26 protein-coding genes are annotated in these 24,115 nt (G+C 62.4%); 9 read left to right on the top strand and 17 right to left on the bottom strand.

What is annotated here, in order from left to right; all coding sequences use genetic code 11:
* Window positions 1-7: 7 nt before the first annotated feature.
* From QCE79_RS10540 to QCE79_RS10530, 3 genes are read right to left on the bottom strand one after another with little or no spacing between them, the layout of a single operon-like run.
* Complete coding sequence (locus QCE79_RS10540; RefSeq protein ID WP_244825881.1) at window positions 8-331, bottom strand: DUF2007 domain-containing protein; 324 nt, start codon at window positions 329-331, stop codon at window positions 8-10.
* Entirely contained in the window at window positions 328-1,284 is a 957-nt protein-coding gene (gene rsgA / locus QCE79_RS10535; protein WP_404989345.1) for a ribosome small subunit-dependent GTPase A, read from the bottom strand. Before rsgA ends, QCE79_RS10540 begins: the two co-directional genes overlap by 4 nt.
* Entirely contained in the window at window positions 1,281-2,549 is a 1,269-nt protein-coding gene (locus QCE79_RS10530) for a M48 family metallopeptidase (protein WP_309843991.1), read from the bottom strand. Before QCE79_RS10530 ends, rsgA begins: the two co-directional genes overlap by 4 nt.
* Before the next feature lie 157 nt (window positions 2,550-2,706).
* Here QCE79_RS10530 and orn point away from each other — a divergent pair, with 157 nt between their 5' ends.
* A complete protein-coding gene (orn, locus tag QCE79_RS10525; protein WP_250465290.1) occupies window positions 2,707-3,312 on the top strand; it encodes an oligoribonuclease in 606 nt (201 codons plus the stop codon).
* Here orn and mog read toward each other — a convergent pair.
* Window positions 3,303-3,941, bottom strand: coding sequence for a molybdopterin adenylyltransferase (gene mog, locus QCE79_RS10520; protein WP_244825874.1), 639 nt, complete (start codon window positions 3,939-3,941; stop codon window positions 3,303-3,305). The two genes, orn and mog, sit on opposite strands and share 10 nt — an antisense overlap.
* Complete coding sequence (yjgA, locus tag QCE79_RS10515; RefSeq protein WP_309843985.1) at window positions 3,922-4,521, bottom strand: ribosome biogenesis factor YjgA; 600 nt, start codon at window positions 4,519-4,521, stop codon at window positions 3,922-3,924. Before yjgA ends, mog begins: the two co-directional genes overlap by 20 nt.
* A 222-nt stretch (window positions 4,522-4,743) precedes the next feature.
* Between yjgA and pmbA the strand changes: the two genes are divergently transcribed.
* Window positions 4,744-6,114, top strand: a complete 1,371-nt coding sequence (gene pmbA / locus QCE79_RS10510) for a metalloprotease PmbA (RefSeq protein ID WP_250465288.1) — start codon at window positions 4,744-4,746, stop codon at window positions 6,112-6,114.
* Window positions 6,115-6,173: 59 nt separating this feature from the next.
* On the opposite strand, the gene QCE79_RS10505 is transcribed toward pmbA, so the two are convergent.
* Window positions 6,174-6,677 (bottom strand): dihydrofolate reductase, encoded by a 504-nt coding sequence (locus QCE79_RS10505; protein WP_250509325.1) that lies wholly within the window; start codon window positions 6,675-6,677, stop codon window positions 6,174-6,176.
* An 89-nt stretch (window positions 6,678-6,766) separates the two neighbouring features.
* On the bottom strand, window positions 6,767-6,910 hold the full coding sequence (locus QCE79_RS10500) for a hypothetical protein (protein WP_250509324.1): 144 nt from the start codon (window positions 6,908-6,910) through the stop codon (window positions 6,767-6,769).
* Window positions 6,911-7,620: 710 nt separating this feature from the next.
* Between QCE79_RS10500 and QCE79_RS10495 the strand changes: the two genes are divergently transcribed.
* Window positions 7,621-9,000 (top strand): sigma-54 dependent transcriptional regulator, encoded by a 1,380-nt coding sequence (locus QCE79_RS10495; RefSeq protein ID WP_244825869.1) that lies wholly within the window; start codon window positions 7,621-7,623, stop codon window positions 8,998-9,000.
* A 146-nt stretch (window positions 9,001-9,146) separates the two neighbouring features.
* Entirely contained in the window at window positions 9,147-10,118 is a 972-nt protein-coding gene (locus QCE79_RS10490) for a thymidylate synthase (protein WP_244825868.1), read from the top strand.
* A 62-nt stretch (window positions 10,119-10,180) separates the two neighbouring features.
* Here the strand turns inward: QCE79_RS10490 and QCE79_RS10485 are convergent, their stop codons facing one another.
* Complete coding sequence (locus QCE79_RS10485) at window positions 10,181-10,903, bottom strand: helix-turn-helix transcriptional regulator (RefSeq protein ID WP_309843978.1); 723 nt, start codon at window positions 10,901-10,903, stop codon at window positions 10,181-10,183.
* A gap of 139 nt (window positions 10,904-11,042) precedes the next feature.
* Between QCE79_RS10485 and QCE79_RS10480 the strand changes: the two genes are divergently transcribed.
* Window positions 11,043-11,189, top strand: coding sequence for a hypothetical protein (locus QCE79_RS10480; protein ID WP_244825866.1), 147 nt, complete (start codon window positions 11,043-11,045; stop codon window positions 11,187-11,189).
* Between the two features lie 77 nt (window positions 11,190-11,266).
* Window positions 11,267-11,800, top strand: coding sequence for an acyl-CoA thioesterase (locus tag QCE79_RS10475; protein WP_250465286.1), 534 nt, complete (start codon window positions 11,267-11,269; stop codon window positions 11,798-11,800).
* Window positions 11,801-11,859: 59 nt separating this feature from the next.
* Here the strand turns inward: QCE79_RS10475 and fumC are convergent, their stop codons facing one another.
* The 4 genes from fumC to QCE79_RS10455 form a co-directional block, all read right to left on the bottom strand.
* The gene (gene fumC, locus QCE79_RS10470) at window positions 11,860-13,266 is read right to left on the bottom strand and encodes a class II fumarate hydratase (RefSeq protein WP_250492618.1); all 1,407 of its coding nucleotides are present in this window, start codon (window positions 13,264-13,266) and stop codon (window positions 11,860-11,862) included.
* A gap of 53 nt (window positions 13,267-13,319) precedes the next feature.
* Entirely contained in the window at window positions 13,320-15,002 is a 1,683-nt protein-coding gene (locus QCE79_RS10465; RefSeq protein ID WP_309843975.1) for a phospholipase D family protein, read from the bottom strand.
* A 362-nt stretch (window positions 15,003-15,364) separates the two neighbouring features.
* The gene (locus tag QCE79_RS10460; protein ID WP_309843972.1) at window positions 15,365-16,795 is read right to left on the bottom strand and encodes an MATE family efflux transporter; all 1,431 of its coding nucleotides are present in this window, start codon (window positions 16,793-16,795) and stop codon (window positions 15,365-15,367) included.
* Between the two features lie 28 nt (window positions 16,796-16,823).
* Window positions 16,824-17,045, bottom strand: a complete 222-nt coding sequence (locus tag QCE79_RS10455) for an RNA-binding S4 domain-containing protein (protein ID WP_244825859.1) — start codon at window positions 17,043-17,045, stop codon at window positions 16,824-16,826.
* Window positions 17,046-17,389: 344 nt separating this feature from the next.
* Here QCE79_RS10455 and QCE79_RS10450 point away from each other — a divergent pair, with 344 nt between their 5' ends.
* From QCE79_RS10450 to QCE79_RS10440, 3 genes are all read left to right on the top strand, one after another.
* The gene (locus QCE79_RS10450; RefSeq protein WP_250526079.1) at window positions 17,390-17,764 is read left to right on the top strand and encodes a hypothetical protein; all 375 of its coding nucleotides are present in this window, start codon (window positions 17,390-17,392) and stop codon (window positions 17,762-17,764) included.
* 73 nt (window positions 17,765-17,837) lie between these two features.
* Window positions 17,838-18,098, top strand: coding sequence for a hypothetical protein (locus QCE79_RS10445; protein ID WP_244825855.1), 261 nt, complete (start codon window positions 17,838-17,840; stop codon window positions 18,096-18,098).
* A gap of 108 nt (window positions 18,099-18,206) precedes the next feature.
* Window positions 18,207-20,372, top strand: coding sequence for an ATP-dependent helicase (locus tag QCE79_RS10440; RefSeq protein WP_284503805.1), 2,166 nt, complete (start codon window positions 18,207-18,209; stop codon window positions 20,370-20,372).
* 24 nt (window positions 20,373-20,396) lie between these two features.
* Here the strand turns inward: QCE79_RS10440 and QCE79_RS10435 are convergent, their stop codons facing one another.
* The 5 genes from QCE79_RS10435 to QCE79_RS10415 form a co-directional block, all read right to left on the bottom strand.
* A complete protein-coding gene (locus QCE79_RS10435; RefSeq protein ID WP_244825852.1) occupies window positions 20,397-21,161 on the bottom strand; it encodes a DUF4088 family protein in 765 nt (254 codons plus the stop codon).
* 146 nt (window positions 21,162-21,307) lie between these two features.
* On the bottom strand, window positions 21,308-21,640 hold the full coding sequence (locus tag QCE79_RS10430; protein WP_250465282.1) for an AzlD domain-containing protein: 333 nt from the start codon (window positions 21,638-21,640) through the stop codon (window positions 21,308-21,310).
* Window positions 21,637-22,323 carry an AzlC family ABC transporter permease gene (locus tag QCE79_RS10425; protein WP_309845285.1) on the bottom strand — a complete coding sequence of 229 codons (687 nt, stop codon included), beginning with the start codon at window positions 22,321-22,323 and terminating at the stop codon, window positions 21,637-21,639. Before QCE79_RS10425 ends, QCE79_RS10430 begins: the two co-directional genes overlap by 4 nt.
* A gap of 266 nt (window positions 22,324-22,589) precedes the next feature.
* Window positions 22,590-23,069 carry a CreA family protein gene (locus tag QCE79_RS10420; protein WP_250526078.1) on the bottom strand — a complete coding sequence of 160 codons (480 nt, stop codon included), beginning with the start codon at window positions 23,067-23,069 and terminating at the stop codon, window positions 22,590-22,592.
* A gap of 289 nt (window positions 23,070-23,358) precedes the next feature.
* The gene (locus QCE79_RS10415) at window positions 23,359-24,105 is read right to left on the bottom strand and encodes a FadR/GntR family transcriptional regulator (RefSeq protein ID WP_244825847.1); all 747 of its coding nucleotides are present in this window, start codon (window positions 24,103-24,105) and stop codon (window positions 23,359-23,361) included.
* Window positions 24,106-24,115 lie beyond the last annotated feature (10 nt).

Here is a 24,115-nt window from a genome sequence, read left to right as displayed (position 1 = left end):
CAAGGCGTCAATCGTCCAGCGGGTCGCGGTCCGTCTGGCACTGCCAGCACACGGTGAACTGCGCTTCGAGCCATTCGCCGCACTGACGGCATCGCCAGGGCCGGGCATTCGCTTCCGGTCCGCGCTTCGCACGCTCCAGAAGGCGAGTGGCCAGCGCTTCGTCGCGTTCATCGACGATCCAGATTTCCGGCGCGCATTGATCCGCCGGAATGTCACCCAGCGCGCCGTTCAAATACCGATTGTGTAACTCGCAAGGCACACCTGCGGTCGCGAGCACGTTCATCCAGTGTTGCGCCGTGATGAGGTTCGGTGCGCGCGTAAGCCGTTTCATCGAACGATCTGGCTTGCTTCGTGGACGAGCTGCGCATAAAGCGCATGCCGCGCCGGCCGAATTTTGCCGGCTTCGACCGCTTCGAGTACAGCGCAGCCCGGCTCCTGCAGATGATGGCAGTTGTAGAAGCGGCAATGCCCTAGATACGGCCGAAAGTCAGCGAAGGCGCGTTCCAGTTGACCTTCGGACAAGTGATGCAGGCCGAACTCCTGAAAGCCAGGCGAATCGATGAGCGAGCCGCCGCCTGGCAATTCGTACAGACGCGTGAAGGTGGTGGTATGCCTGCCGCTGTTGAGCGCCGACGAAATCTCGCGCGTGGCGGCGTCGGCGTCGGGGATGAGCAGATTCACGAGCGTCGATTTGCCCATGCCCGACTGGCCGAGCAAGATCGTCGAGCGATCTTTCAGGCGCTCATCCAGTTGCAGATGCACTTCGCCGGGCGCCATCTTCGCGGACAGTTCGATCACCGTGTAGCCCAGCGCGCGATAGGGCGCAAGTCGCTCGCGCGCCAGGGGCAACGCGCTTTCCACGTCGATCTTGTTGAGCACGATGAGCGCTTCGAGCCCGTGCGCCTCGGCGGCGATCAGCGCGCGCCCGAGCAGGTCTTCGCTGAAATGCGGCTCGGTGGCGAGCACGATCAGCAGTTGATCGAGGTTCGCCGCGAAGAGCTTCGACTTGAACTGATCGGACCGGTAAAGCAGGTTGCGCCGCTCGCCGATTTCGACGATCACGCCCTGATCCGCCGAAGACTGCTCGTAGATCACGCGATCGCCAACGGCGACTTCGCTCTTTTTGCCGCGCGGGAAGCATTGCAGCTTCGCGCCGCCGTCGTGCGGCGCGACGAGATAGTGCCGGCCGTGCGCGGCGATCACGGTGCCTTCCAGTCGGGCCTCCGCGGAAGCCGCGCCGCCTTGACGCGCGCCGCGGCCCGATGACACGCCACGCGCCGTCATGCGGCGTGTTGCATCAAGCGGTCGATGCGCTGCGAAGCGGGCGGATGCGAGTAATAAAACGCGGTGTAGAGCGGATCGGGCGTGAGCGTGGACGCGTTGTCTTCGTACAGTTTGACGAGCGCGTTGACGAGATCCTTCGGATCGGTCTGGCTGGCCGCGAAGGCATCGGCCTCGAATTCGTGTTTGCGCGAGCTCAGGCTGCCGAGCGGCGTGATGAAGAACATGAACACCGGCAGCACGAGCATGAACAGGACGAGCGCAAGTCCGTTGTTGCCGCCGACGAGCGACGGATGCACGCCGAGGCCTTCGTAAAACCACACGGCCTGCACGAGCCAGCCGAGGAGCGCGAGCATGGCGAGGCTGATGGCGAACATCACGACCAACAGCTTGAGCACGTGACGGCGCTTGAAGTGGCCGAGTTCGTGCGCAAGCACGGCTTCGATCTCGCTGCCGGAAAGGCGCGCAAGCAGGGTATCGAAGAAGACGATGCGCTTCGCCGCGCCGAAGCCCGTGAAATACGCGTTGCCGTGCGCGGAACGGCGGCTGCCGTCCATGACGAACAAGCCCTTTGCCGCAAAGCCGGTGCGCGACATCAGATTCTCGATACGAGCCCGCAGCGCCTCATCCTTGAGCGGCTCGAACTTGTTGAAAAGCGGCGCGATGAAAGTGGGATAGATGATCATCGCGAGCAACTGGAACGCAACCCAGACGATCCACGTGTAGAGCCACCAGTAGCTGCCGGCGCGATCCATCATCCAGAGCACGAGCAGCAGAAGCGGCGCACCGATGATCGCGCCCAGCACCGTGCCCTTCACGAGATCGAGAAAAAACAGCTTCTTCGACATACGATTGAAGCCGAACTTTTCCTCAATCACGAAATGGCGGATATAGTCGAACGGCAGGTCGATGAGACTCGTAATTGCGATGACCGCCGCGACCAGTGCGATCTGTCCGAGATAGCCGCGTCCGAGCGACTCCGTAATGGCGATATCGAGTGCCTGCAAGCCACCGAGCAAGGTCAGCGCGACCAGCACGATGGCGCTGGTGACGACTTCGATCATCGTGAGGCGCGTGCGCTCAACGGTGTAGTCCGCCGCGCGCTGGTGCGCCGTCAACGGGATCGTGCCGGTGAACTGCGGCGGCACGCCGTTGCGATGCGCCGCGACGTAGCGAATCTGGCGCGAGGCCAGCCAGAGCTTCGTTGAAACCATCGCAACGAGGGCGACGACGAAGATCGTCGAAAAAGCGAGTGTGAGGTTGGCCATGCAGGGCTTCCGATTGAACTATGCGAGAATTATAGGTTCTAGGCCGTGCTCGCGTTGCCACAACGCGTGGTTGCCGAAAAGCCCGCGCGGCGACTGGGCTTCATGCGCCTCAAGACACTAACATCAGCGTTACTCGAACCTCTTCCAGGTACTTTCCATGACCGATTCTCTCGACCAACCCGAACCCGTCCTCGCGCGCAGCGACATGAATCTCGTGTGGCTCGACATGGAGATGACCGGGCTCGATCCCGACAATGATCGCATCATCGAGATCGCGGTGGTCGTGACGAATTCGACGCTCGACAAGCTGGTGGAAGGGCCGGTGTTTGCGATCCATCAGTCGGAAGAAGCACTTGGCCGCATGGACGAGTGGAATCGCAATACGCATGGCCGCTCGGGGCTGACGGAACGCGTGAAGGCATCGACGGTGGATGAAGCGGAAGCCACGCGTCAGATTCGTGAATTCCTCGGTCAGTACGTGCCGCCCGGCAAGTCGCCGATGTGCGGCAATTCCATTTGCCAGGACCGCCGCTTCATGGCGCGCTGGATGCCGGAACTGGAGACGTTCTTTCACTATCGCAATCTGGACGTGAGCACGCTCAAGGAACTGTGCCGCCGCTGGCAGCCGGCCATCTACAAGGGCTTTCAGAAGCGCGCGATGCACACGGCGCTCGCCGATATCCACGAGTCCATCGACGAACTCAAGTACTACCGCGAGCACTTCCTGATTCCCGCGGCGTCGGCATCGTCGGCTCAGGCTTGAGGTTTGGAAGCGCCTGACTTTCGAATGGCGCTCTTAGGCCGGAACGCGGCAACCGCTTCCGGTTTAGTTTCGATGTAAGGCCCGCCGATCAGATCGATGCAATACGGCACTGCCGCGAAGATGCCCGGCACGCGCGTCTTGCCGTCGGCGTCCTTCAGGCCTTCGAGCGTTTCCCTGATCGACTTCGGCTGTCCCGGCAAATTGATGATGAGCGCGGCGTGATCCTCCGTCTCACGAATCACGGCAACCTGACGCGAGAGAATGGCGGTCGGCACGAAGTTCAGGCTGATCTGGCGCATCTGCTCGCCAAAGCCTGGCATCGGCTTGGTGGCGACGGCGAGCGTCGCTTCCGGCGTCACGTCGCGGCGCGAGGGACCGGTGCCGCCCGTGGTCAGCACGAGATCGCAACCGTGTGTGTCGACCAGTTCGATGAGCGTGGCCGAGATGGTGGCGGCATCGTCGTGAATCAGCCGCGTTTGCGCGCGCCAGGGTGAACTCAGCGCTTCTCCGAGCCACGCTTCGAGCGACGGCACGCCTTTGTCCTCGTACACACCTTGCGAGGCGCGATCGCTGATCGAAACGAGTCCGACGAGCAACTCGTCCGGATGATTACGCTTCGTCGTCGTCACGGTTGTCCTCGTCGCTGTCGCTCTCGTCTTCCTGCTCCACGCCCGCTGCGTTCTTGATCCACTGGAACAATTCGCGGTAATAGCGCGGCGGCTTTTGCAGCTCGCGCTCCTTGCGCGTATTGCGGATCAGCGTGCGGCCTTCCTGCGCGTCCACGCCCGGATGCTCGCGGATGAAATCGGTCAGCGCGGTGTCGTTTGCGAGCAGCTTGTCGCGCGAGCGTTCGATCCAATGCAGGCGCGCGGTCTCCGCCTTGTTCACGCCGCGATGCGTGTCGAGTGCGGTGCGCAGCGCGGCGACTTCGTCTTCGAGCAGCGTGCGCATGACGCGCCCGACGTATTGCACCTGACGGCGCTTGCCTTCGTGATCGGTGATACGACGCGCTTCGCGCACGGCGTCGTTCAGCTTCTCAGGCATGGGCATGCGCTTGAGCGCGTCTTTCGGCAGCGCGATCAGCGCCTCGCCCAGTTCCTGCAGCGCGTGCATGTCGCGCTTGAGCTGGGATTTGCTCGGGCGATCGTAGCCGTTTTCGTCGACTTCCGGCTCGGCTTCGATCGGTTGAATGCGGGTTTTACGGTTCATGGCGATATTGTAGCTTGCGCGTCGCAGCGCTCGGCTCGCGCACGCCAAGCGCGATGCATCGTGCATGCGGTGCGGGTGCGCGGTCCTTGCTATGATCGCAGCATGCGTCGATCGAATCGACCCCGCCGTCTGCTTCATCGAAAGGCCGGACGAAAGCGGGAATCCTCTTGCAACGACACGCGCGGGCGCGCGGCGCCCCCGACCTCCTAAGGCACACACAAAATGGCAGCAGACATGGACGTCAAGCAACGCTTTTTCCCGCATACGCAAGACGAACTCAAGGAGATTGCCTCCGACATCCTGCGTCACGCGAAGGAACTCGGCGCGACCGATGCCGCCACCGAAATCTCCGAAGGCGATGGCCTCTCGGTAAGCGTGCGGCGCGGCGAAGTCGAGACCATCGAGCACAACCGGGACAAGATGGTGGGCGTGACCGTCTTCATCGGCAAGAAGCGCGGCAATGCGAGCACCGCGGACTTCACGCGCGAAGCACTGCGCGATACGGTTGCGGCCGCCTACAACATCGCGCGTTTCACGGCGGAAGACAGCGCCGCCGGGCTCGCGGAAGAAGACTTGCTGGAGAAGTCGCCTCAGGACCTCGATCTTTATCATCCGTGGGTCATCGACGCCGAAGAGGCCGCCGAGCTCGCACGCCGCGCCGAAGCCGCCGCGTTCGCGGTGGATAAGCGCGTAACCAATTCCGAAGGCGCGAGCGTATCGGCGCAGCATTCGCAGTTCGTGCTCGCGACCTCGCGCGGCTTCCTCGCGGGCTATCCGTACTCGCGGCATTACATCGCGTGCGCGCCCATTGCCGCGAGCGGACGCGACATGCAGCGCGACGACTGGTACACGTCGCGCCGCAATGCCACCGAACTCGCCGCGCCGGAAGCCGTCGGACGCTACGCCGCCGAACGCGCGCTCGCGCGTCTGAACGCGAAGAGCCTTGACACGCGCAAGTGCCGCGTGTTGTTCGAAGCGCCGCTGGCTGCGGGCATCCTCGGCTCGTTCGTGCAAGCGGTGAGCGGTGGGGCGTTGTACCGCAAGACGACGTTTCTCGTCGACAGCCTCGGCAAGCCGGTGTTCGCGCCGCACGTTCAGATCGTCGAAGATCCGCATGTTAAGGGCGGCATGGGCAGCGCGCCGTTCGACGAGGAAGGCGTGCGCACCGAACGTCGTAATGTGGTGGATGACGGCGTCGTGCAGGGCTATTTCCTGTCCACGTATTCGGCGCGCAAGCTCGGCATGAAGACCACCGGCAACGCGGGCGGCTCGCATAATTTGACGATGACAAGCTCGAATACGAAACCGGAAGACGACTTCGAGGCCATGCTGAAGAAGCTCGACACCGGCCTTTTGCTTACCGAACTGATGGGGCAGGGCGTGAACTACGTGACGGGCGACTATTCGCGCGGTGCGTCGGGCTTTTGGGTGGAGAACGGCAAGATTCAGCACGCGGTCGAGGAAATCACGGTCGCGAGCACGCTTCAGGAAATGTTCCGCCACATCGAGGCGATCGGCGCGGATACGGTCGTGCGCGGCACGAAGGAAATCGGCTCGGTGCTGATCGAACGGATGACCATCGCGGGGCAGTAAAACTTAGAGGTGGTTCAAGAAAAAGGCCCCGGATGGCGCGAGCTATCCGGGGCCTTCGTTCATGCGTCCGCCCGGCGTCGATACGTGACGAACGCGAAGTCGAACGCGTTCGGCGGCGCGGCGCGCCGCGGATCGCGCGCGACTTCCTGCCAGTGCGCGGCGTCCGGCGCCGGAAAATGCGTGTTGCCTTCGAAATCGGCATCGATCTCGGTGACGATCAGCTTGTCCGCCTGCGCGATGGCGTCGCCGTACAACTGCGCGCCGCCGATCACGAAGGCCTCGCTTGCGTGATCGGCGGCGGCGAGCGAGAGCGCATCGGCCAAGCTCGTGACGGTATCGCAGCCGGTATAGCGACGCGTGGCGTCGCGCGACACGACGATATTCCGCCGCCCGGGCAACGGCCGGCCAATCGATTCATGCGTCTTGCGTCCCATGATGATCGGCGCGCCCATCGTCGTGCGCTTGAAGAAAGCGAGATCCTCGGGGAGGCGCCAGGGCAGGTCGTTGTCGCGTCCGATCACGCCATTGCGCGCGCGGGCGACGATCAGGGTCAGCGTCGTCATGTAGTCGGAAAGTCGTGCAGGAGTGAGGCGCGCAGGAGGCGCGACCGTGCCGCGATTTTAACCGACGCCCGCCGCTGTCTTGCCTCGACTCAGCCTTTGGTCCGATCGAAGCCCGGCCGCTCGGGCGTGAACTCGTCCCATAGCGTGACGCTCACGCCGTAGTTCGAAGACTGCCCTTGGTGCGATTCGGCGTCGCTCGTGTTCGCTGCATCCCGCGCATTTGTCCACGACAAGGCGCGTCGCTCCTCGACGTCCGACGAACGGGAAGTCGGCGCGCAATCCGGTAAAGAATGATCGAAAGCCATCGTGGCGACATATCCGAGTAAGTATTCCCGGAAGTGTTTCGGGAATAAAACAGTCAGGCGGCTGGTATATCGAGTTGAGATGCGACCAGGCTAAAAATCTGCTGACGAAACGAAATGCGGCTTGCATTTCTTACCTGTCCGCATGCGTCGAATATAGCCAGATACATGCCAACAGTCGCAATCCGTTACCGTGCAAAGATCATGATGAAAACGGCAGAAAAGCATCGCGGCCGAATGGACGAAAACGTTTCACACGTGAAACGCGAAGGGAGAAAAACATGAATTTCCTGTGAATCAGGTATAAGATTTTGTCTTATTAAAACGTCTCATTTGCTTTTAATAATTCATTGAGAAATTCTTGCCAGCCCCGTCCTGTCAGGGTTTTGTGACCAGTCCAATGGGCCTTGACGATATTTGTTTGCGGGGTTTATGGGTTATAGTAGTCTCTCGAAAATGGCGCAGAATCGGTCAATAGGGATTCGTGGAAGGGTTCACGGCGCCAGATGCGTCGTTCCCGGAGGCAACGAATCGAAACGCGAGTCCGCTCGCCACACAGCGCGAGGACATTGATTTCTGCATGCAGCGAGAGCCTGAACTACGCGACCTTTTCAACGAATGTTGAAGAAAGGATCTGAATAATGGACGTCGCTCGGCGGCAACTTATCTATGTGACTCGCGATCCCAGCGAGATGCTATGCGCGCGCTTCGAAGAACGCGGCTGGCAGATCGAAATCGTGGCGAGCGCGCGCGACACGAAGAAAGCCCTGCGTAGCGATATGGCAATCGGTGGTCTGCTGGACTTGTCGAGTCACTTCGAGTCTCACGAATTGGCGGCGTTCGAGTCGTCGTTGACCATGACGAACGTCGGCTGGGTCGCCGCCACCGTTTCCGGACAACTGGAAGACGCCGCCGTGCGCCGGCTGATTCGCGACTATTGTTTCGACTACGTCACGATGCCGACTTCGAACGATCGCATCGTCGATTCCGTGGGACACGCCTACGGCATGGTCGCGCTGCATGACGCGGCATCGAACGATTCGCGCAGCGAAGGCCGCGCCGAAGGCGAAATGGTCGGATCGTGCGACGCCATGCTGGCGCTGTTTCGCTCCATTCGCAAAGTCGCCATGACGGACGCGCCCGTTTTCATCTCGGGCGAATCGGGCACAGGCAAGGAACTGACGGCGGTTGCCATTCACGAGCGCTCCGCGCGTCGCGATCAACCGTTTGTGGCCATCAACTGCGGCGCGATTCCGGCGCATCTCCTGCAATCGGAGCTGTTCGGCTACGAGCGCGGTGCATTCACGGGCGCAAATCAGCGCAAGATCGGGCGCGTTGAAGCGGCCAACGGCGGCACGCTGTTCCTCGATGAAATCGGCGATCTGCCGCTCGAAAGCCAGGCCAGCCTATTGCGCTTCCTGCAGGAGCGCAAGGTGGAGCGTCTGGGCGGTCACGGTTCAACGCCCGTCGATGTCCGCATCATCTCGGCGACTCACGTCGATATGCAAACCGCGATGATCGAAGGGCGTTTTCGCGCCGACTTGTATCACCGCCTGTGCGTGTTGCAGATCGACGAGCCGCCGCTGCGTGCGCGCGGTAAAGACATCGAATTGCTCGCGAAGCACATGCTCGATCGCTTCAAGAAGGACGCAAGCCGGCGTCTGCGCGGCTTTTCGCCGTGCGCCATCGCCGCGATCCACAACTACGGCTGGCCGGGCAACGTGCGCGAACTCATCAACCGCGTGCGGCGTGCCATCGTCATGTCGGAAGGGCGGCAGATCACCGCGCGCGATCTCGAATTGGGCGAATACGTCGAAGTGGCGCCGGTGTCGCTTGCGCAAGCGCGCGAGGCGGCGGAGCGTCAGGCCATCGAACTCGCATTGCTGCGTCATCGCGGGCGTCTTGGCGATGCCGCGCACGAACTCGGCATCTCGCGCGTCACGCTGTATCGGTTGCTGAGTGCGCATGGCATGCGCCATATCGAGGTGGATGCGCCGCCGGAGCACGCCACGCGCGGCTAAGGCTCAGGCTTGGCAGGACATTCGAACGGGCGCTTCAAGCGCCCGTTTCTTTTGTGTCACGAAGAGCGTCCGCGCGCTGCGCTTGGTAAAATTGCTTCTTTGCGCCGGCATTCGCTCAGGCGCGTCGCGCCTCCAAGGATCATCGAATGAAACAGTATCTCGAGCTCGTCCAGACGATTCTCGATACCGGCACGTGGCAGGAAAACCGCACGGGCATCCGCACCATCGGCATTCCGGGGGCGATGTTGCGCTTCGACTTGCAACAAGGCTTTCCTGCCGTTACGACGAAGAAGCTCGCGTTCAAGTCGGCGATCGGCGAAATGGTCGGCTTTCTGCGCGCCTCGAAGAGCGCCGCTGACTTCCGCGCGCTCGGTTGCAAGGTCTGGGACGCGAACGCCAATGAAAATCCGCAGTGGCTCGAGAATCCGTATCGCCAGGGCGAGGACGATCTCGGCGACGTGTATGGCGTGCAATGGCGTAAATGGCCCGCCTACAAGCTCGTGGATGCCTGCGCGGGCGACCAAATCGCCGACGCCACCAATCGCGGCTACCAACTGGTGACGAGCTTCGTCGAAAACGGCCGCGAGCAGGTGCTGCTGTATAAGGCGATCGACCAGTTGAGGCAATGTCTCGATACGATCATCGAGCGTCCCACCGACCGGCGCATTCTTTTTCATGCGTGGAATCCGGCCAAGCTCGACGAGATTGCTTTGCCCGCGTGTCATTTGCTGTATCAATTCATCCCGAACGTAACGACGCGCGAGATTTCGCTGTGTCTTTATATCCGCAGTAACGATGTCGGGCTCGGCACGCCGTTCAATTTGACCGAAGGCGCGGCGCTGCTGCATCTCGTCGGACGGCTGACCGGTTTCAAGCCGCGCTGGTTCACGTATTTCATCGGTGACGCGCATATTTACGAGAATCAACTCGATATGCTGAACGAGCAATTGAAGCGCGAGCCTTTTCCGAGTCCCCAGCTCATCATTTCGGATCGCGTGCCGGATTACGCTGTCACGAAACGCTATGAACCGGAATGGCTGGAACAAATCGAGCCGAAAGACTTTGCGCTCGAAGGTTATAAACACCATGAAGCTTTGAAGGCGCCGATGGCGGTTTGATTATCGCTTTCTCATGCAGGACGCAAAGACGCACGGCTCAGAACCGTGCGTTTTTGTTTGGCTCAGCGCATCGACAGAAATTGCTGGAAGTGTTGCTGTCCTGAGGGCGTTACGCGCAGCACACGGCGTTTCGATGTCGGTTCGATCCAGCCATGCGCTTCGCAAGCGTCGAGAAACGCCGCGCCAAGCGCGCCGCCTAAGTGCGGCCGCCGCTCGCTCCAGTCGATGCACGTACACGCAAAACGTCTGCGGCGCGCCCGCTGTGCCGTCAGGTCGATACCCAGTTGCGCGAAGGCCTGCGCGCCGTCTTTCGTGGCTTCGAGTTCGGTGGCGCCGTCTGCGGCGAGCCAGTCGCGAGCGATCATCGTATCGAAGACACGCACCGCCAGTTCGCCCGCCAGATGGTCGTAGCACGTGCGCGCGTAGCGCATGTCGAGTGGCACCGCGCTCGGCGGCCGCTGCGGCTCGCGCTCCGGCGCGCTCGCGCGCGCGAGATTGGCGAGCGCTTCGATCGCGGCGGCGATATCGGCGGTTGCGATCCGATAATAGCGATGCCGCCCGCTCACTTCCAGCGCCAGCAACCCGCCTTCGGTCAGACGCGCAAGATGTCCGCTCGCCGCCGAAGGCGAGAGTCCCGCGATCATCGTGAGTTCGCCGGCGGGGCTCGCGGTGCCGTCCATCAGCGACCAGAGCATGGCCGCGCGGCCCGGATCGGCGAGCAACGCCCCAATGCGCGAAAGGCCGGGAAAGTGGCGGGAACGAGAGTCTTCGGGGCTTGAGTTCATGGCGCTTCTCCGGAACCGTTTCAGATACTCTAGCGCGCAATCGCACGCGATGTTTCACTGCCCGGTGAAACGTCGATGCATCCGCAGCCGGCGCTAGAATGGCCCTTCGTATCGGTATTCGCGGCAGCAAGGAGTTCGCATGATCAGATTCATCACAGTCACCGTCGTGGCCGGGTTGATCGCGCTTGTCGCCGGATGCGCGGGCGGGCCTTCTTCGGCGGGCGCGGGCGGCGGCAGCATCACGATGTACGGCACCATCGACGAAGGCGTGACCGTGCACAATTAGCCGAGCTTTTTGCCGACCCTATAATTGGGCGTATGCGCCTTGAAGAGCGCGTGCAACTTCGATAAAACGGAACGCCCATGAATACGCCCATTTCCACTTTCGCTCCCGCCGAACCCGGCGCCCTTCGCGCGGGCCGCGCCGAAACCACGTTTCGTTTTCTCGCCGAACCGACTTCGGTGAACTTCGGCGGCAAGGTGCACGGCGGCGCGTTGATGAAGTGGATCGACGAAACCGCGTACGCATGCGCGGCGATGTGGTCCGGGCGGTATGCCGTGACGGTGAGCGTCGGCAATATCCGCTTTCGCAGGCCGATTCTCGTCGGCAATCTCGTGGAACTACGCGCGCGCGTGGTGGCGACCGGGCGCACCAGCATGCATATCCACATCTCCGTGCACGCGGGCGATCCGAAAGTCGGCGAGCTCGAACAGACCACCGATTGCCTGATGGTCTTTGTCGCCGTCGATGAAAAAGGTCAACCAACGCCCGTGCCCGCGTTCGTGCCGGAATCGGACGAAGAGAAGCGTCTCGCGCGCTACGCGATGGACGTGAAAGATGCGCTCGACGCTATCGTCGAACTGAAGCCGGAAGAGGTCGCGGCGGGGAAGGTTTGAAGCGCATTGACCGGTGAAGCCCGCGCATGCGCACGCGGGCTTCGTGATCGATCGACAAGCTACTTGTTGCCGACCATGTCCTGCGGCTTGACCCATTCATCGAACTGCTGCTCGGTTACGTGTCCGAGCGCCAGCGCCGATTCCTTCAGCGTCGTGCCTTCCTTGTGCGCCTTCTTTGCGATCTGCGCGGCTTTGTCGTAGCCGATATGCGGATTGAGCGCCGTCACGAGCATCAGCGATTCGTTCAGGAGACTCTCGATACGCTTCTCGTTCGGCTCGATACCGACCGCGCAGTTGTCGTTGAAACTGAGCGCGCCATCCGCGAGCAGACGCACGGATTGCAGCACGTTATGCGCGATCATCGGCCGGAACACGTTCAGTTCGAAGTTGCCGCTCGCGCCGCCGAAGTTCACCGCCACGTCGTTGCCGAAAACCTGACAACAGAGCATGGTCACGGCTTCGGACTGCGTGGGATTGACCTTGCCCGGCATGATCGAGCTACCCGGCTCGTTTTCCGGAATCGAAAGTTCGCCCAGGCCGCAGCGCGGACCGCTCGCGAGCCAGCGGATGTCGTTGGCAATCTTCATGAGCCCGGCGGCGACCGTCTTCAACGCGCCGTGCGCGGCGACGAGCGCGTCGGCGGCGGCCATCACTTCGAATTTGTTGGGCGCGGTTTCGAACGGCAGGCCGGTCAGCTTGCCGATGGCCGCCGCGACCTTCACCGCGAACTGCGGATGCGCATTGAGCCCCGTGCCGACGGCCGTGCCGCCTTGCGCGAGCTGATACAGATGCGGCAGGGTTGCCTCGACGTGACGAATGCCCTGATCGAGTTGCGCGACATAGCCTGAGAATTCCTGGCCGAGCGTGAGCGGCGTTGCGTCCTGCAAGTGCGTGCGGCCAATTTTCACGATATCCGCGAAGGCCTTCGATTTTTTGTCGAGCGTGTCCCGCAGCGTCTTGAGCGCCGGCACGAGATGCTTGACGATGGCAAATGCGGCGGCGACATGCATGGCCGTCGGAAATACGTCGTTGGACGACTGTCCGCGATTCACGTCGTCGTTCGGATGCACGAGGCGCTCTTCGCCGCGCTCACCGCCGAGCAGCTCGCTTGCGCGATTCGCGATGACTTCGTTGAGATTCATGTTGGTCTGCGTGCCGGAGCCCGTCTGCCACACGGCGAGCGGAAACTCGTCCGGATGCTTGCCGTCGATGATCTCCTGCGCGGCTTCCTTGATCGCCTTGGCTTTCTTGGCGTCGAGCACCTTCAGCTCTTCGTTCACGTCGGCGGCTGCGTGCTTGACGATAGCGAGCGCCGTGATCAGCTCGGGCGACTGCTTTTCAGTCGATATCTTGAAGTTCTGCAAGGAGCGCTGCGTTTGCGCGCCCCAAAGCTTGTCGTTCGGCACGGCAATCTCGCCGAACGTGTCCTTCTCCATGCGTACATCGCCCTTTGCGTTCTGTGTCATTGCTTGAAGCTCCTTACGAGAGTCAGATTCGGTGCCGATGCGAGCCGCTCGCCTCATAACTGCTTGTCGACTGGCAGCAGCATGAAGAGGCCCGTCATCACGTTTCGATACAAGCCCGCTTCGGGATCGAAGTTATAGGTGACCATGCCGTCCTTGCCCTTCGTCGTCCAGACGAGGCCGGATTGCGGCGAACCGGTGCGCTGCAGACTCGCAATGACCGCCGCGCTCGCCAGTTCCACGCGATAGCTCACCTCGGGCGTGATGCCTCGATCGAACAGCTTCGCGGTCTGATCGGCGATAGGCTGGCTATGGATCACGAGCGCGAGTTCGGTGTTGAGCAGCGCCGAGCGCGGATCGAGATTCATCGAGCCGATCACGAGGATACTCCGATCGATGACATACGCCTTTGCATGCAGACTCGCGCGCGATTGCGAGCCGAACAGCCCGGCGCGCGGACGGCCTTCGCCCTGAATCTGAATCGGCTTGAATTCGTACAGTTCGACGCCGTTTTGCAGCAGAGGAATGCGATACGGCGCGTAGCCCGCCTGGACCGCGACGGCATCGGTGGCGGCGAGGGAGTTGGTCAGCACGGCGACGCGCACGTGGCGCCGCGTGACATCGGCGAGCGCCTTCACGCCTGCATCGTGCGGCACGAAGTAGGGCGACAGAATCAGGAATTCGCTTTGCGCGCTCTTCAGCAGGTCGGCGAGACGCGCCATCGGCGGACTCTTGTAGTCCTCGCTCGGGTTCTCGATCTTCGACGGCGAATCGGCCCAGAACTCGGTCTCTGCCCACACGAGTTCCAGATCTTCCTGCGCGATCTGCTGCGCGAGCGGCGTCGCGTTCAGCGGCTTGGCATTGAGCGGTTCGGCTTGCGCGCGCCAGTGTGCGCGCAGATCGTCGCGCGTCTTGTCTAGCTCGGACGCGTCGAATTTCTGCTTGTTCAACACGCGCAGCGGATACGACAGCGCGCTGTTCCAGTAGTCGTCGAAACTCGCGGAGACTTTTTGCGCGATGGGTCCGGCGGTGAAGACATCGAGATCGCGGAACTGCAGCGTCGGACTCGCGCTGAAGTATTCGTCGCCGAGATTGCGGCCGCCGACGATGGCGATCTGGTTATCCGCGATCATCGCCTTGTTATGCATGCGGCGCGTGAAGCCATCGACATTGGAGAAGAAGTTCTGCGTGCGTTCGGTGAAGCTCTCGCGCGCGCTGCCGTATGGGTTGAACACGCGAATCTCGATGTTCTGATGCGTGTTCAGCGCCGCCATGATGCGGTCGATGTCCTTGAAGTTCAGGTCGTCGACGAGCATGCGCACGCGCACGCCGTGGTCCGCCACGTAGAGCGCGGCGGCGAGCAGCAGCTTGCCGGTGTTGTCTTCCTCGGCGATGTAGTACTGCATGTCGAGCGTTTTCGTCGCCGCGCGCGCGAGCGCAATGCGCGCCTGCAGCGCTTCAGTGCCGCTTGGCAGGAGACGCACGGCGGACTGGTCCGGGTGCTTGCGTTCGAGCGGCGCGAGCGCGTCGCCGAGCGGCGTGCTTTCGCTGGCCGGCAATGCCTGGCTCACCGGGCGATCGAACGCCGTGGCGGGCGGGCGCGTCGCGCAAGCGGCGCAAAGTGCCGTCAGCGCGAGCGTTGCGAAGAGGCGCGCGGTGCGACTCGAAATCTTCCTCGTGCTGCTCGTTCTTGCACTTGCACTTGCACTTGCACTTGCACCGATGGCAGCTTCATCCATTCCCCGGTTTCGCGACACTGTCATTCCTCTTTTTCGTGGTCTCGATACGGCCCGGCATTCATGACGATGCCGATGCTCGGTTTCGCGACGTAGCAATTACCGTTCTCGCCGGTGCTGGTCTCGAAAATATTCTATGGGAAATTGGACGACTCGCCCGAAAAGGCAGTACGCGACCCGCGTATCGGCGCCGGAGCGCGGACGAAAAAAAGCCCGCTCGGGTGGAGCGGGCTTGAACCCCTGTCACTGGAGTCTCAAGGAGGAGACGGGTTCATCCTAACAATGCCTGCTGGTCTGGCCAACCAAGGATTCGTGCTTTGTATGTGGGAAAGCGGTTGTGATGCTTATTTGCTCGAACTACGCGCTCACGTCGGGCCGTGAACCGGCGCGGTCGCGCCATCCGCAACCTTCACGCTTCCCGTCTCGACCATCCGCCGGCTGATTCGATGAAAACGCAGCGTCATCAGCATGGCGACGCTCGCGAGCCCCGCCGCGAGGCCCCACCACAAGCCCTTCGCGCCCAGTTCGAAGTGGAACGCGAGCACATAACCCGTCGGGAAACCGACGCCCCAGTAACCGAACGCGGCGGCGAGCATCGGCACGCGAGTGTCCTTGAGGCCGCGCAGGCAGCCGGAACCGACCGTCTGCATACCATCGACGATCTGGAACACGGCGGCGACACCTAGCAGCGAGGCCGCGAGCGCAACCGTCTGCGCGTTTTTCGGATCGCCGAGATGCAGATACAGCCCGACGATCGCGCGCGGCACGGTAATCAGCACGAGTCCCGACAGCACCATGAAGCCGACGCCGAGGGCGAGCGCGACGAAGCCCGCATGGCGCGCCGCGAGCGGCGCGCCCGCGCCGACCCAATAGCTCACGCGCACATTCGCCGCCTGTCCGATGGCAAGCGGCACCATGAAGGCCACCGACGCCACGTTGATCGCGATTTGGTGCGCGGCGAGCGGTGCTTCGCCAAGCAAGCCGACCATGAGGCCGGTGGCGAGAAACAGCGTGGATTCGACGCCATACGTGATGGCGACCGGCCAGCCGATGCCGAAGAGTTCGCCCATGAGCGGCATGCGCGGCCGCGCCGCGACGACGAAATGTCGATAGCGCGGCCGCAGATGCAACAGCGCGACGAGCGCGAGCGCAATGCCCCAAATGGTGATCGTGGTCGCCGCAGCCGAGCCGAGAAACCCTTCGCGCGGCAGGCCCCAGGCGCCGTGAATCAACCCGTAGTTGAGGAAACCGTTGACGAACACACCGCCGATCGACACCCACAAAAGCCTGCGCGCCGCGCCGATAGCAGGCAGAAACGCGCGCATCAATCCAATGCCGATGAGGCTGCCCGGCGTGCCCCAGCGCAGCACGGCGCAATACTCACCGACATTCCGGGCGAGCGTAGCCGGTTCATGGAACGCGAGCAGAATCGGCTCGGCGTAGCTCAGGAGCACGAACGCGGGCACCGCAAGCAGCACCGACAACACGAGCCCCGTCCAGTAGATGCCCGGCACTTGATGTTCGGCGTTCGCGCCACGCGCATGCGCCACCGATACGCTGACGGACGTAAGCACGCCCTGCAGCAGCGTCACGATCACGAAGAACACGTTCGCGCCCAGGCCGCCGGCAGCGAGCGCATCGGGGCCTAACGAGCCGAGCAGGATGGTGTCGGTGACGCCCATCGCCATTTGCGAGAGTTGCGCGATGGCGAGCGGCGCCGCGAGCCGCGCCGTATCGACGGCATGGCGCGAAAAACTCGGCGGATGCGCCGCCGCGCGCGTGAAATGGGATTGCATGTCTTGAGCGGCCATTCGTGGCGACGGTTTATTCCGGCGCGCGGACTTGGATCTTCTGACCATCGAGCGCGACGACCTGACCCGCGCGAATCTTGCAGGTCTTGCGCATCTCGACTTTGCCGTCGACGCGGACATCGCCCATGGCAACGCGCGCTTTCGCGGAGCCGCCGCTGTCGGCGAGCCCCATCAGCTTGAGCAGGTTATGAAGTTCGACGTAGTCGCCCGTAAGGGTGAATTGAAGCGGTGGCATGGCGGGCGCGGAGGTTACTTGGGTTGATTCGAGGTGGATTCGAGATGAATTCGGGGCGAAGGCGTCAATGATAAACCAGTGGCCGCCCTCAATAGCTGGGCACGCGCCGTGCTGGTGCATGACGGACTTCGGCGTGCGCTGTCATCGTATTGAAAGCAGGCGCGATGGCAATTGTAGCCAGATGAAACGGTCGGTAACAACGACTCGGTTCGTCGAACTTGGACGCGCATCGCTGAGTCCGATAGTTTGATCGATACAGCTTCGGTCATCTTTCCAATCGACAAAAGTCGTGCGTCATCGCAGTTCATGGCCGCCGACGCTTAAACCAAGAGAGGACCTCGCTCATGATTAAGACTCGAAATCTGATGATCGGCACCGCATTCGCCGCCCTGACCGTCGCTTCGGGCGCTTTCGCCCAAACCACGGACGCCGTGCCGGCACAACCGGCGACACCTGCGCCGCAAAATCTCGTCGCGCCCGCGCCGACCGATCCGCTGGTCCAGCGCCGCAACGCGAACGCCGAGGCGAACGCGGAGTACAAGGCATCGAAGAAGGCTTCGCAGGCCGACCTGAAGGCCGCGAACAAGCAGGCGAAGGCGCAGTACAAGGAGCAGGTGCGTAACGCGAAGATCAATCGCAAGGCGGATAAGGACGCCGCCAAGGATGAGTTGAACGCGACGGAATCCAACACGCCGAAGGACACGGGCTTGCAGCATTGATTTCGATGCGTTGGACGCGCGCCGCAGTGCCGTGGCGCGCGCTTCATGAGGCTTGAGAAAGGGAGGACACACCATGACTCGATCGAAGAATGCAGTGTTGGCCGCCGTGATTGCCGGGACGCTTGCGAGCGTCTCAGTGGTTTCGTTCGCGCAGACGACGAGCGATCAGCAGCCGAGCAGCGCGGACAAGAAGGCATCGAAAAAGCAGGCCGAGGCCAACAAGGACGCGGCCGTCGCTCAGGCCAAGGCCGACAAGAAGAAAACCGAAGCGCAGTCGGAAGCGAACGAAGCGGCTGCGGATGCGAAGCTCAAGAACGCGAAGAAGGCGGATTAGCAGGACGGTTGTTCGGGTAGTGCGAATGGTCCAGTCGGGTGCAACCCGCTGGGCCGTTTTTTTTGCCCAACCAACCGGTGAGCGCAAACCCTTGCGTCTCCAGTCTGTATGGATATACAGTACACGTCACACTTTTTTGCGCCACTTCCCGTGCTGACGCTCCCTGAAGAAACCGCCACCGCCGACGCAGCCGAAGCCCAGGTCGCCGCCTATCTCGCCAAGCTCAACGAGGCGCAGCGCCACGCCGTCGAATTCGGCGTCGATGAACCCAACCGCTGCGGCGGGCCGCTTCTCGTCATCGCGGGCGCGGGGTCTGGCAAGACCAACACGCTGGCGCACCGCGTCGCGCATCTGCTGGTGAAAGGCGCCGACCCGCATCGCATCCTTTTGCTTACTTTCTCGCGCCGCGCCGCCGTCGAGATGACGCGTCGCGTCACGCGCATCGCCATGAACGCGCTGGGCACCAAGGCCGCCATCGCGCAAGGTCTCACGTGGTCGGGCACGTTCCATAGCGTTGGCGCGCGTTTGCTGCGCGATTACGCCGATCTCGTCGGGCTTGCGCCGTCGTTCACCATCAACGACCGCGAAGACTCCGCCGATCTCATGAACCTCGTGCGCCACGAGCTCGGGTTATCGTCGAAAGAGAAGCGCTTTCCCGCCAAGTCCACGTGCTTCAGCATTTATTCGCGGGTGGTCAACACGGGCGCCTCGCTTGCCGCCGTGCTGGATCAGTCGTATCCGTGGTGCCGCGAGTGGGAGGCGGACTTGAAGCGTCTCTTCGCCGCCTACGTCGCGGCCAAACAGACGCAAAGCGTGCTCGATTACGACGACCTCTTGCTTTACTGGTCGCATCTCGCGGCCGAGCCGACGATCGCCGCCGATCTGTCGAGCCGCTTCGATCACGTGCTCGTCGACGAATATCAGGACACCAACCGCCTTCAGGCCACCATTCTTCTGGCGATGAAACCGGACGGCCGCGGCCTCACCGTCGTCGGCGACGATGCGCAGTCCATCTACTCGTTTCGCGGCGCGACGGTGCGCAATATCCTTGATTTTCCGCGGCACTTCGACCCGCCCGCCGCGACCGTCACGCTCGATCGCAACTATCGTTCGACGCAGCCCATTCTCGAAGCGTCCAACGCGGTGATCGGCATGGCCACCGAGCGCTATACGAAGAACCTCTGGACCGACAAGGCATCGGCGCAAAAACCGCGCGTGGTGAGTGTCGCCGATGAAGCCGATCAGGCGCGCTATATCGTCGAGCAAGTGCTGGAGGCGCGCGAGGGCGGCATGAAGCTCAAGTCGCAGGCCGTGCTGTTTCGCGCGGCGCATCACAGCGCGACGCTCGAAATCGAACTCACGCGCAAGAACATTCCGTTCGTGAAGTTCGGCGGGCTCAAGTTTCTCGACTCCGTGCACGTCAAGGACGTGCTCGCCGTATTGCGCTGGGCGGAAAATCCGCGCGATCGTGTCGCCGGCTTTCGCGTGGCGCAATTGCTGCCGGGCGTCGGGCCGGCCATCGCCGGGCGGCTGCTGGACAGCGTGGCGCAAGCCGAACGTTCATCGAATGCGATTGCCGCCTTCCATGCGCCCGCCCGCGCCAGCGAAGACTGGCCGCGTTTCGTCGGCCTGATGGCGAAGCTCTGCGGCCGCGAGAGCGGCTGGCCGGCGGAGTTCGAAATGATCCGCCGATGGTACGAGCCGCATCTCGAACGCAATCACGAAGACGCGGCCATTCGTATTGGCGACGTATTGCAGATGGAGAGCATCGCGTCGACCTATCCCACGCGCGAGCGGTTTCTCACCGAACTCACGCTCGATCCGCCCGATGCGACCAGCGACGAGTCCGGCGTGCCTCTCATCGACGAAGATTATTTGATTCTCTCGACAATCCATTCGGCGAAGGGGCAGGAATGGCGCAATGTTTTCGTGCTGAACGGCGTGGACGGCTGCATTCCATCCGATCTGGGCACGGGTAGCGACGAGGAAATCGACGAAGAGCGGCGGCTGCTTTATGTAGCGATGACGCGCGCGAAGGAAGATCTGCATATCGTCACGCCGCAGCGCTTTTACGTGCACAACCAGACGCATCTGGGCGACCGGCACGTGTGGGCGCAACGCACGCGCTTCATTCCGCAGCATCTGATGCAGAACTTCGAAGCCACCGCGTGGCCGCCGGTTCCGGTCGCCGCCGCGCCGACGGCGGCGGGACTCGCGGCCGCGGCTAAGGCGAAGATCGATATCGCGGCGCGCTTGAAGGGGATGTGGGATTAGCGGTAAGCGGCGCCCGGTCCACGCCTAACGCTGCGCCCGCGAAGTCTTCGGCACGCGCGGCGCCGGCGCAAAGATGCTCCGTAGCCATGCGGCAAACCGCGTGAACCCATCATAAGGTTCATCGACAAACAACTCCGGCCGCAGCGAGCGAATGTATTCGAGTACCTGCTGCGCTTCCTGCTTCTGAATCGACCCATAAAAAATGCCGAGCCGCAGCAGACAGCGCAATTCACCGAGCTTCTCGCGCGCATTCGAGCCAACGCTGTTTTCCACCGCGATCTTCGTCTCATAGGTGCGCTGACGCAGCGAATCGGCGAGGCGCCATGCGGGCGTCTGCATCTTCTCCTCGACTTCGCGGATATCCATCGCGGCTGACTTGATCTGCGAGGCGAGCACATCGACTTGCGAAGCATCGCCCTTCGCCTCGGTGACGATGGCCGTCGCCCATTCGCGCGATGCCTTCACGAGATCCTCGGCGTTCCAGTCCGAGCGGATCGCGAACGCGAAACCGTGTTCGGCCGCCTGTCGGATCAAAATCTCGACGACATCCGGAAATTCCTTGTCGAGCGCGCGCTTGGCCCACGCGTACTGGCCTTGCGACAGCATGCGCTGCACCGCCTGCTCGGTCAGCGGCGTCGGATTGTCGAGCAGCTTGGCGCGCAGAAAGTCCTCGAACGTCGGCGTGACGAACTGCGGGTCGAGCTTGAGCGACAGGCGCATGAACGCCTCATAGTCGCGATGCAATGAAGCGATGGTCTCGTCGCGAAACGATAGGGTTATTTGACGCATGTTGGTTCCCGGTTCCGCGCTCGGATGGCCCGATGGCGGGAAATGCCTTTGGCGTCCGCTTCGACGGCGGAGTCCATTCGTTTCTGATAACGGCGTTACAGCCGGGAACTTGAGGGTGTTCTGAAAGCCGTTGCGCGAAGAAGCCTTTAACGCAAGACGACGAACTGCCAAACGAAGAAAACCGCGAGCGACACCCCGATGGTAAGTAAGGGCCGCCTGGTCCACGCGCACACGGCCACCGCAACCACGGCGGCCACGAGTTGCGGGTTGCGCCACGTGATTTCCGCGCCGTTGCCATGCGGCGAGACGGTCATCGGCACGATGATCGCGGTCAGCACCGTCACCGGCACGAAGCCGAGCGCCGTGCGCACGATGGGCGGAAACGGCAACCGCTCGCCCAGCACGAAGACGGCCGCGCGGATCAGATACGTGACGAGCGCCATGCCGAGAATCAGCAGCACATAGTTCGATGTGGTCATCGTGCGCGCTCCTTGCGGTTATCGCCGTTCGATTCACGCTCGCGTCGTTCCATCAGCGTGATCGCCATGCCGACTCCGATTCCCACCAGCACCGCCGCAAGCAGGCCGAGCTTGTACGGCCAGTCCTGCCACGCGAACGACAGCACGCCCGATGCAATCGCCGCCGCGACGAAGCGCACGGCCACCAGTTGCGGCACGATGATGGCGATGAACGTCGCGACCATCGCGAAGTCCAGCCCGAGCGACTTGAGCCCTGGGAATGCGGCGCCGAAGAGCAAGCCGACGAGCGTCCACAGTTGCCAGTTCAGATACATCGAGAGGCCGGAGCCGAAGAAGTAGTGCGGGCCGATTTCGCCCGGCGCGCGCTTCTGGTAATGCGCGTAAGCGACGGCGAACACTTCGTCGGTGAGCAGACCCGACAGCGTCCAGCGCCAGCGCGCGGGCAGATGCGCGACATAAGGCGCGAGCGTCGCCGAATAAAGGACATGCCGCAAGTTGATGACGAAGGTCGTCGCCCAGATCACGATGAAGCTCGCGTGTCCCGCGATCATGCCGATGGCGATGAACTGCGCCGAGCCCGCGAACACCGCGAGCGACATCAACTGGCCGTGCCAGAGCGTGAGCGGGCTCGCCGTGACGAGCGTGCCGAAGATGACGCCGAAGGGCGCGGCGCCGACCATCATTGGAATGGTGTCGCGCGCGCCGGCGGCGAATTCCCGCAGCGCGGGGGTGGATACTGCTTTCAAATCGTGCCTCCGTTATAAGCCAATACGAGCGCTTGGGCAGTCATATCGGTCGCCGGGAGGATAAGGCATGCAGTAAGCATCGGGCTTGTACGATCGTGCGGCGCTCGTGGCTCGCGTGATGGTTTCAACCAGCCTGCCGGCAAGTCGTACAGTTTACAACTTCATTGTGGGCGCGGCGGGGCGCGCGCATCGCTTCACTTCCTTCACTTCACGGGAATGGTCGTGCCTTCGGGAACCGGCACCGCCGTCACGCTGTTCTTCGGGCTGCCGGTCGCAATGCGGTCGCTGTAGGTCAAGTAGACGAGCGTATTGCGTTTGGCGTCGACCACGCGCACCACGTGCAGCGTCTTGAAGATGAACGACATGCGGTCGGAGAAGACATCGGTCTTCTGCTTGAGCGGCTGAGTGAATTTGATCGGCCCGACCTGACGGCAGGCGATAGACGATTCCGTCGGATCTTCCGCGATGCCAAGCGTGCCTTTCACGCCGCCCGTGCGCGCCCGCGACACGTAGCAGGTAACGCCCGCGACGAGCGGATCGTCATAGGCTTCGACGGTCACGCGGTCGGAACCGGTGAAACGGAAGTTGGTGTTGACGCTCGCGATTTCCTCGGCCTGCGCTATTGCCGCGCCGAACAAGGTAACGAGCGCCGCAGCGGTAGCGGTGAGGAGAGTGCGGTTCATCGTGATCCTTCGGAAAAAGAGAAAGGGCGTCGTATTGTATCGACGCCCTTGCTGTTTTCCCGCAAGCATTCGGCCAATCGGCGATTCAATGGAAGATCAGATACAGGATCACCAGAACCACGACCGGCACACCGAGCAGCCATCCGAGTAGGTAAGGCATGTCGTCCTCCTTCGCGTGTTGTTTTTGACGATTCCAGTATCGCGAGGAAGCGCGCGCGGCGTTAGCCGTGTGTGTCCTAAATACGTGTAGGCGCAGTCCTATGCTCTCTTACCGGCACGTTACGATTGGTCATTCCATCACGCGAATCCTGCGCGCTGGCTGATCCCGATACAGCGTGCGCACGTAATCGAGATGCGCTCCGGCGCATTCGCGGGCGCGGGCGGGGTCGCGGGCGGCGATGGCATCGAACATGGCGCGATGCTGGGCGAGCAAGTTCGCTTCGACTTCATCGTCGTAATCGACCAGACGGTGCGATGTCAGCATGGACTCGCGCACCAATTCGTTGAGACCGTGCATGACGTGCGCCAGCGCGACGTTGTGCGTGGCGTCGGCGATAGCCAGATGAAACGCGGCGTCTTTTTCGGCAATGCGCGTGCTCTTGTCGGCCACCGCGGCTTCGAGCGCCTGGAATGCATCGGCGATGCGCGTCAGATCCGCCTCGGAGGCGCGCTCGGCGGCGTAGGCAGCGGACAGCGTTTCGAGGCCATGACGCAGTTCGAGGACATCGGCGCTGGCGTTGGGTTGCTGTTCGAGGAGTGCGGCGAGTGGATGCGACACGAGCGGCGCCGTCACATCCGACACGACGAAGCCGCCGCGCGCCACCGCGCGGATGAAGCCGTCCGACTCCAGCCGAATAAGCGCCTCGCGCAGCGACGGCCGCGAAACGTTGAGTTGTTCCGCCAGATCGCGCTCGGCTGGGAGGCGCTGGCCAGGCAGGAGCGTGCCGTTCGAGATCAACTCGCGTATCTGCCCCGACACTACGTCCGACAAGCGCACGCGGGCGTAGGAATGCGAGTGGACGGGCTGAAAAGGCATCGTTCGAGCA

Origin of the sequence: Caballeronia sp. LZ003, from assembly GCF_031451465.1 — a bacterium.
In the GTDB taxonomy this organism is placed as follows: Bacteria; Pseudomonadota; Gammaproteobacteria; order Burkholderiales; family Burkholderiaceae; genus Caballeronia.
This window is presented reverse-complemented; position numbering and strand designations above follow the sequence as displayed.

Coding starts and splice junctions, on each gene's coding strand:
- QCE79_RS10445 (WP_244825855.1), top strand. CDS start 17,838: ATGACTCGATCGAAGAATGCAGTGTTGGCCGCCGTGATTGCCGGGACG.
- QCE79_RS10455 (WP_244825859.1), bottom strand. CDS start 17,045: ATGCCACCGCTTCAATTCACCCTTACGGGCGACTACGTCGAACTTCAT.
- QCE79_RS10530 (WP_309843991.1), bottom strand. CDS start 2,549: ATGGCCAACCTCACACTCGCTTTTTCGACGATCTTCGTCGTCGCCCTC.
- QCE79_RS10485 (WP_309843978.1), bottom strand. CDS start 10,903: ATGAACTCAAGCCCCGAAGACTCTCGTTCCCGCCACTTTCCCGGCCTT.
- QCE79_RS10490 (WP_244825868.1), top strand. CDS start 9,147: ATGAAACAGTATCTCGAGCTCGTCCAGACGATTCTCGATACCGGCACG.
- fumC (WP_250492618.1), bottom strand. CDS start 13,266: ATGACACAGAACGCAAAGGGCGATGTACGCATGGAGAAGGACACGTTC.
- QCE79_RS10440 (WP_284503805.1), top strand. CDS start 18,207: ATGGATATACAGTACACGTCACACTTTTTTGCGCCACTTCCCGTGCTG.
- QCE79_RS10425 (WP_309845285.1), bottom strand. CDS start 22,323: ATGATGGTCGGCGCCGCGCCCTTCGGCGTCATCTTCGGCACGCTCGTC.
- QCE79_RS10420 (WP_250526078.1), bottom strand. CDS start 23,069: ATGAACCGCACTCTCCTCACCGCTACCGCTGCGGCGCTCGTTACCTTG.
- pmbA (WP_250465288.1), top strand. CDS start 4,744: ATGGCAGCAGACATGGACGTCAAGCAACGCTTTTTCCCGCATACGCAA.
- QCE79_RS10460 (WP_309843972.1), bottom strand. CDS start 16,795: ATGCAATCCCATTTCACGCGCGCGGCGGCGCATCCGCCGAGTTTTTCG.
- QCE79_RS10465 (WP_309843975.1), bottom strand. CDS start 15,002: ATGGATGAAGCTGCCATCGGTGCAAGTGCAAGTGCAAGTGCAAGTGCA.
- orn (WP_250465290.1), top strand. CDS start 2,707: ATGACCGATTCTCTCGACCAACCCGAACCCGTCCTCGCGCGCAGCGAC.
- QCE79_RS10495 (WP_244825869.1), top strand. CDS start 7,621: ATGGACGTCGCTCGGCGGCAACTTATCTATGTGACTCGCGATCCCAGC.
- QCE79_RS10435 (WP_244825852.1), bottom strand. CDS start 21,161: ATGCGTCAAATAACCCTATCGTTTCGCGACGAGACCATCGCTTCATTG.
- yjgA (WP_309843985.1), bottom strand. CDS start 4,521: ATGAACCGTAAAACCCGCATTCAACCGATCGAAGCCGAGCCGGAAGTC.
- QCE79_RS10480 (WP_244825866.1), top strand. CDS start 11,043: ATGATCAGATTCATCACAGTCACCGTCGTGGCCGGGTTGATCGCGCTT.
- QCE79_RS10430 (WP_250465282.1), bottom strand. CDS start 21,640: ATGACCACATCGAACTATGTGCTGCTGATTCTCGGCATGGCGCTCGTC.
- QCE79_RS10505 (WP_250509325.1), bottom strand. CDS start 6,677: ATGACGACGCTGACCCTGATCGTCGCCCGCGCGCGCAATGGCGTGATC.
- QCE79_RS10450 (WP_250526079.1), top strand. CDS start 17,390: ATGATTAAGACTCGAAATCTGATGATCGGCACCGCATTCGCCGCCCTG.
- QCE79_RS10540 (WP_244825881.1), bottom strand. CDS start 331: ATGAAACGGCTTACGCGCGCACCGAACCTCATCACGGCGCAACACTGG.
- QCE79_RS10475 (WP_250465286.1), top strand. CDS start 11,267: ATGAATACGCCCATTTCCACTTTCGCTCCCGCCGAACCCGGCGCCCTT.
- QCE79_RS10415 (WP_244825847.1), bottom strand. CDS start 24,105: ATGCCTTTTCAGCCCGTCCACTCGCATTCCTACGCCCGCGTGCGCTTG.
- rsgA (WP_404989345.1), bottom strand. CDS start 1,284: ATGACGGCGCGTGGCGTGTCATCGGGCCGCGGCGCGCGTCAAGGCGGC.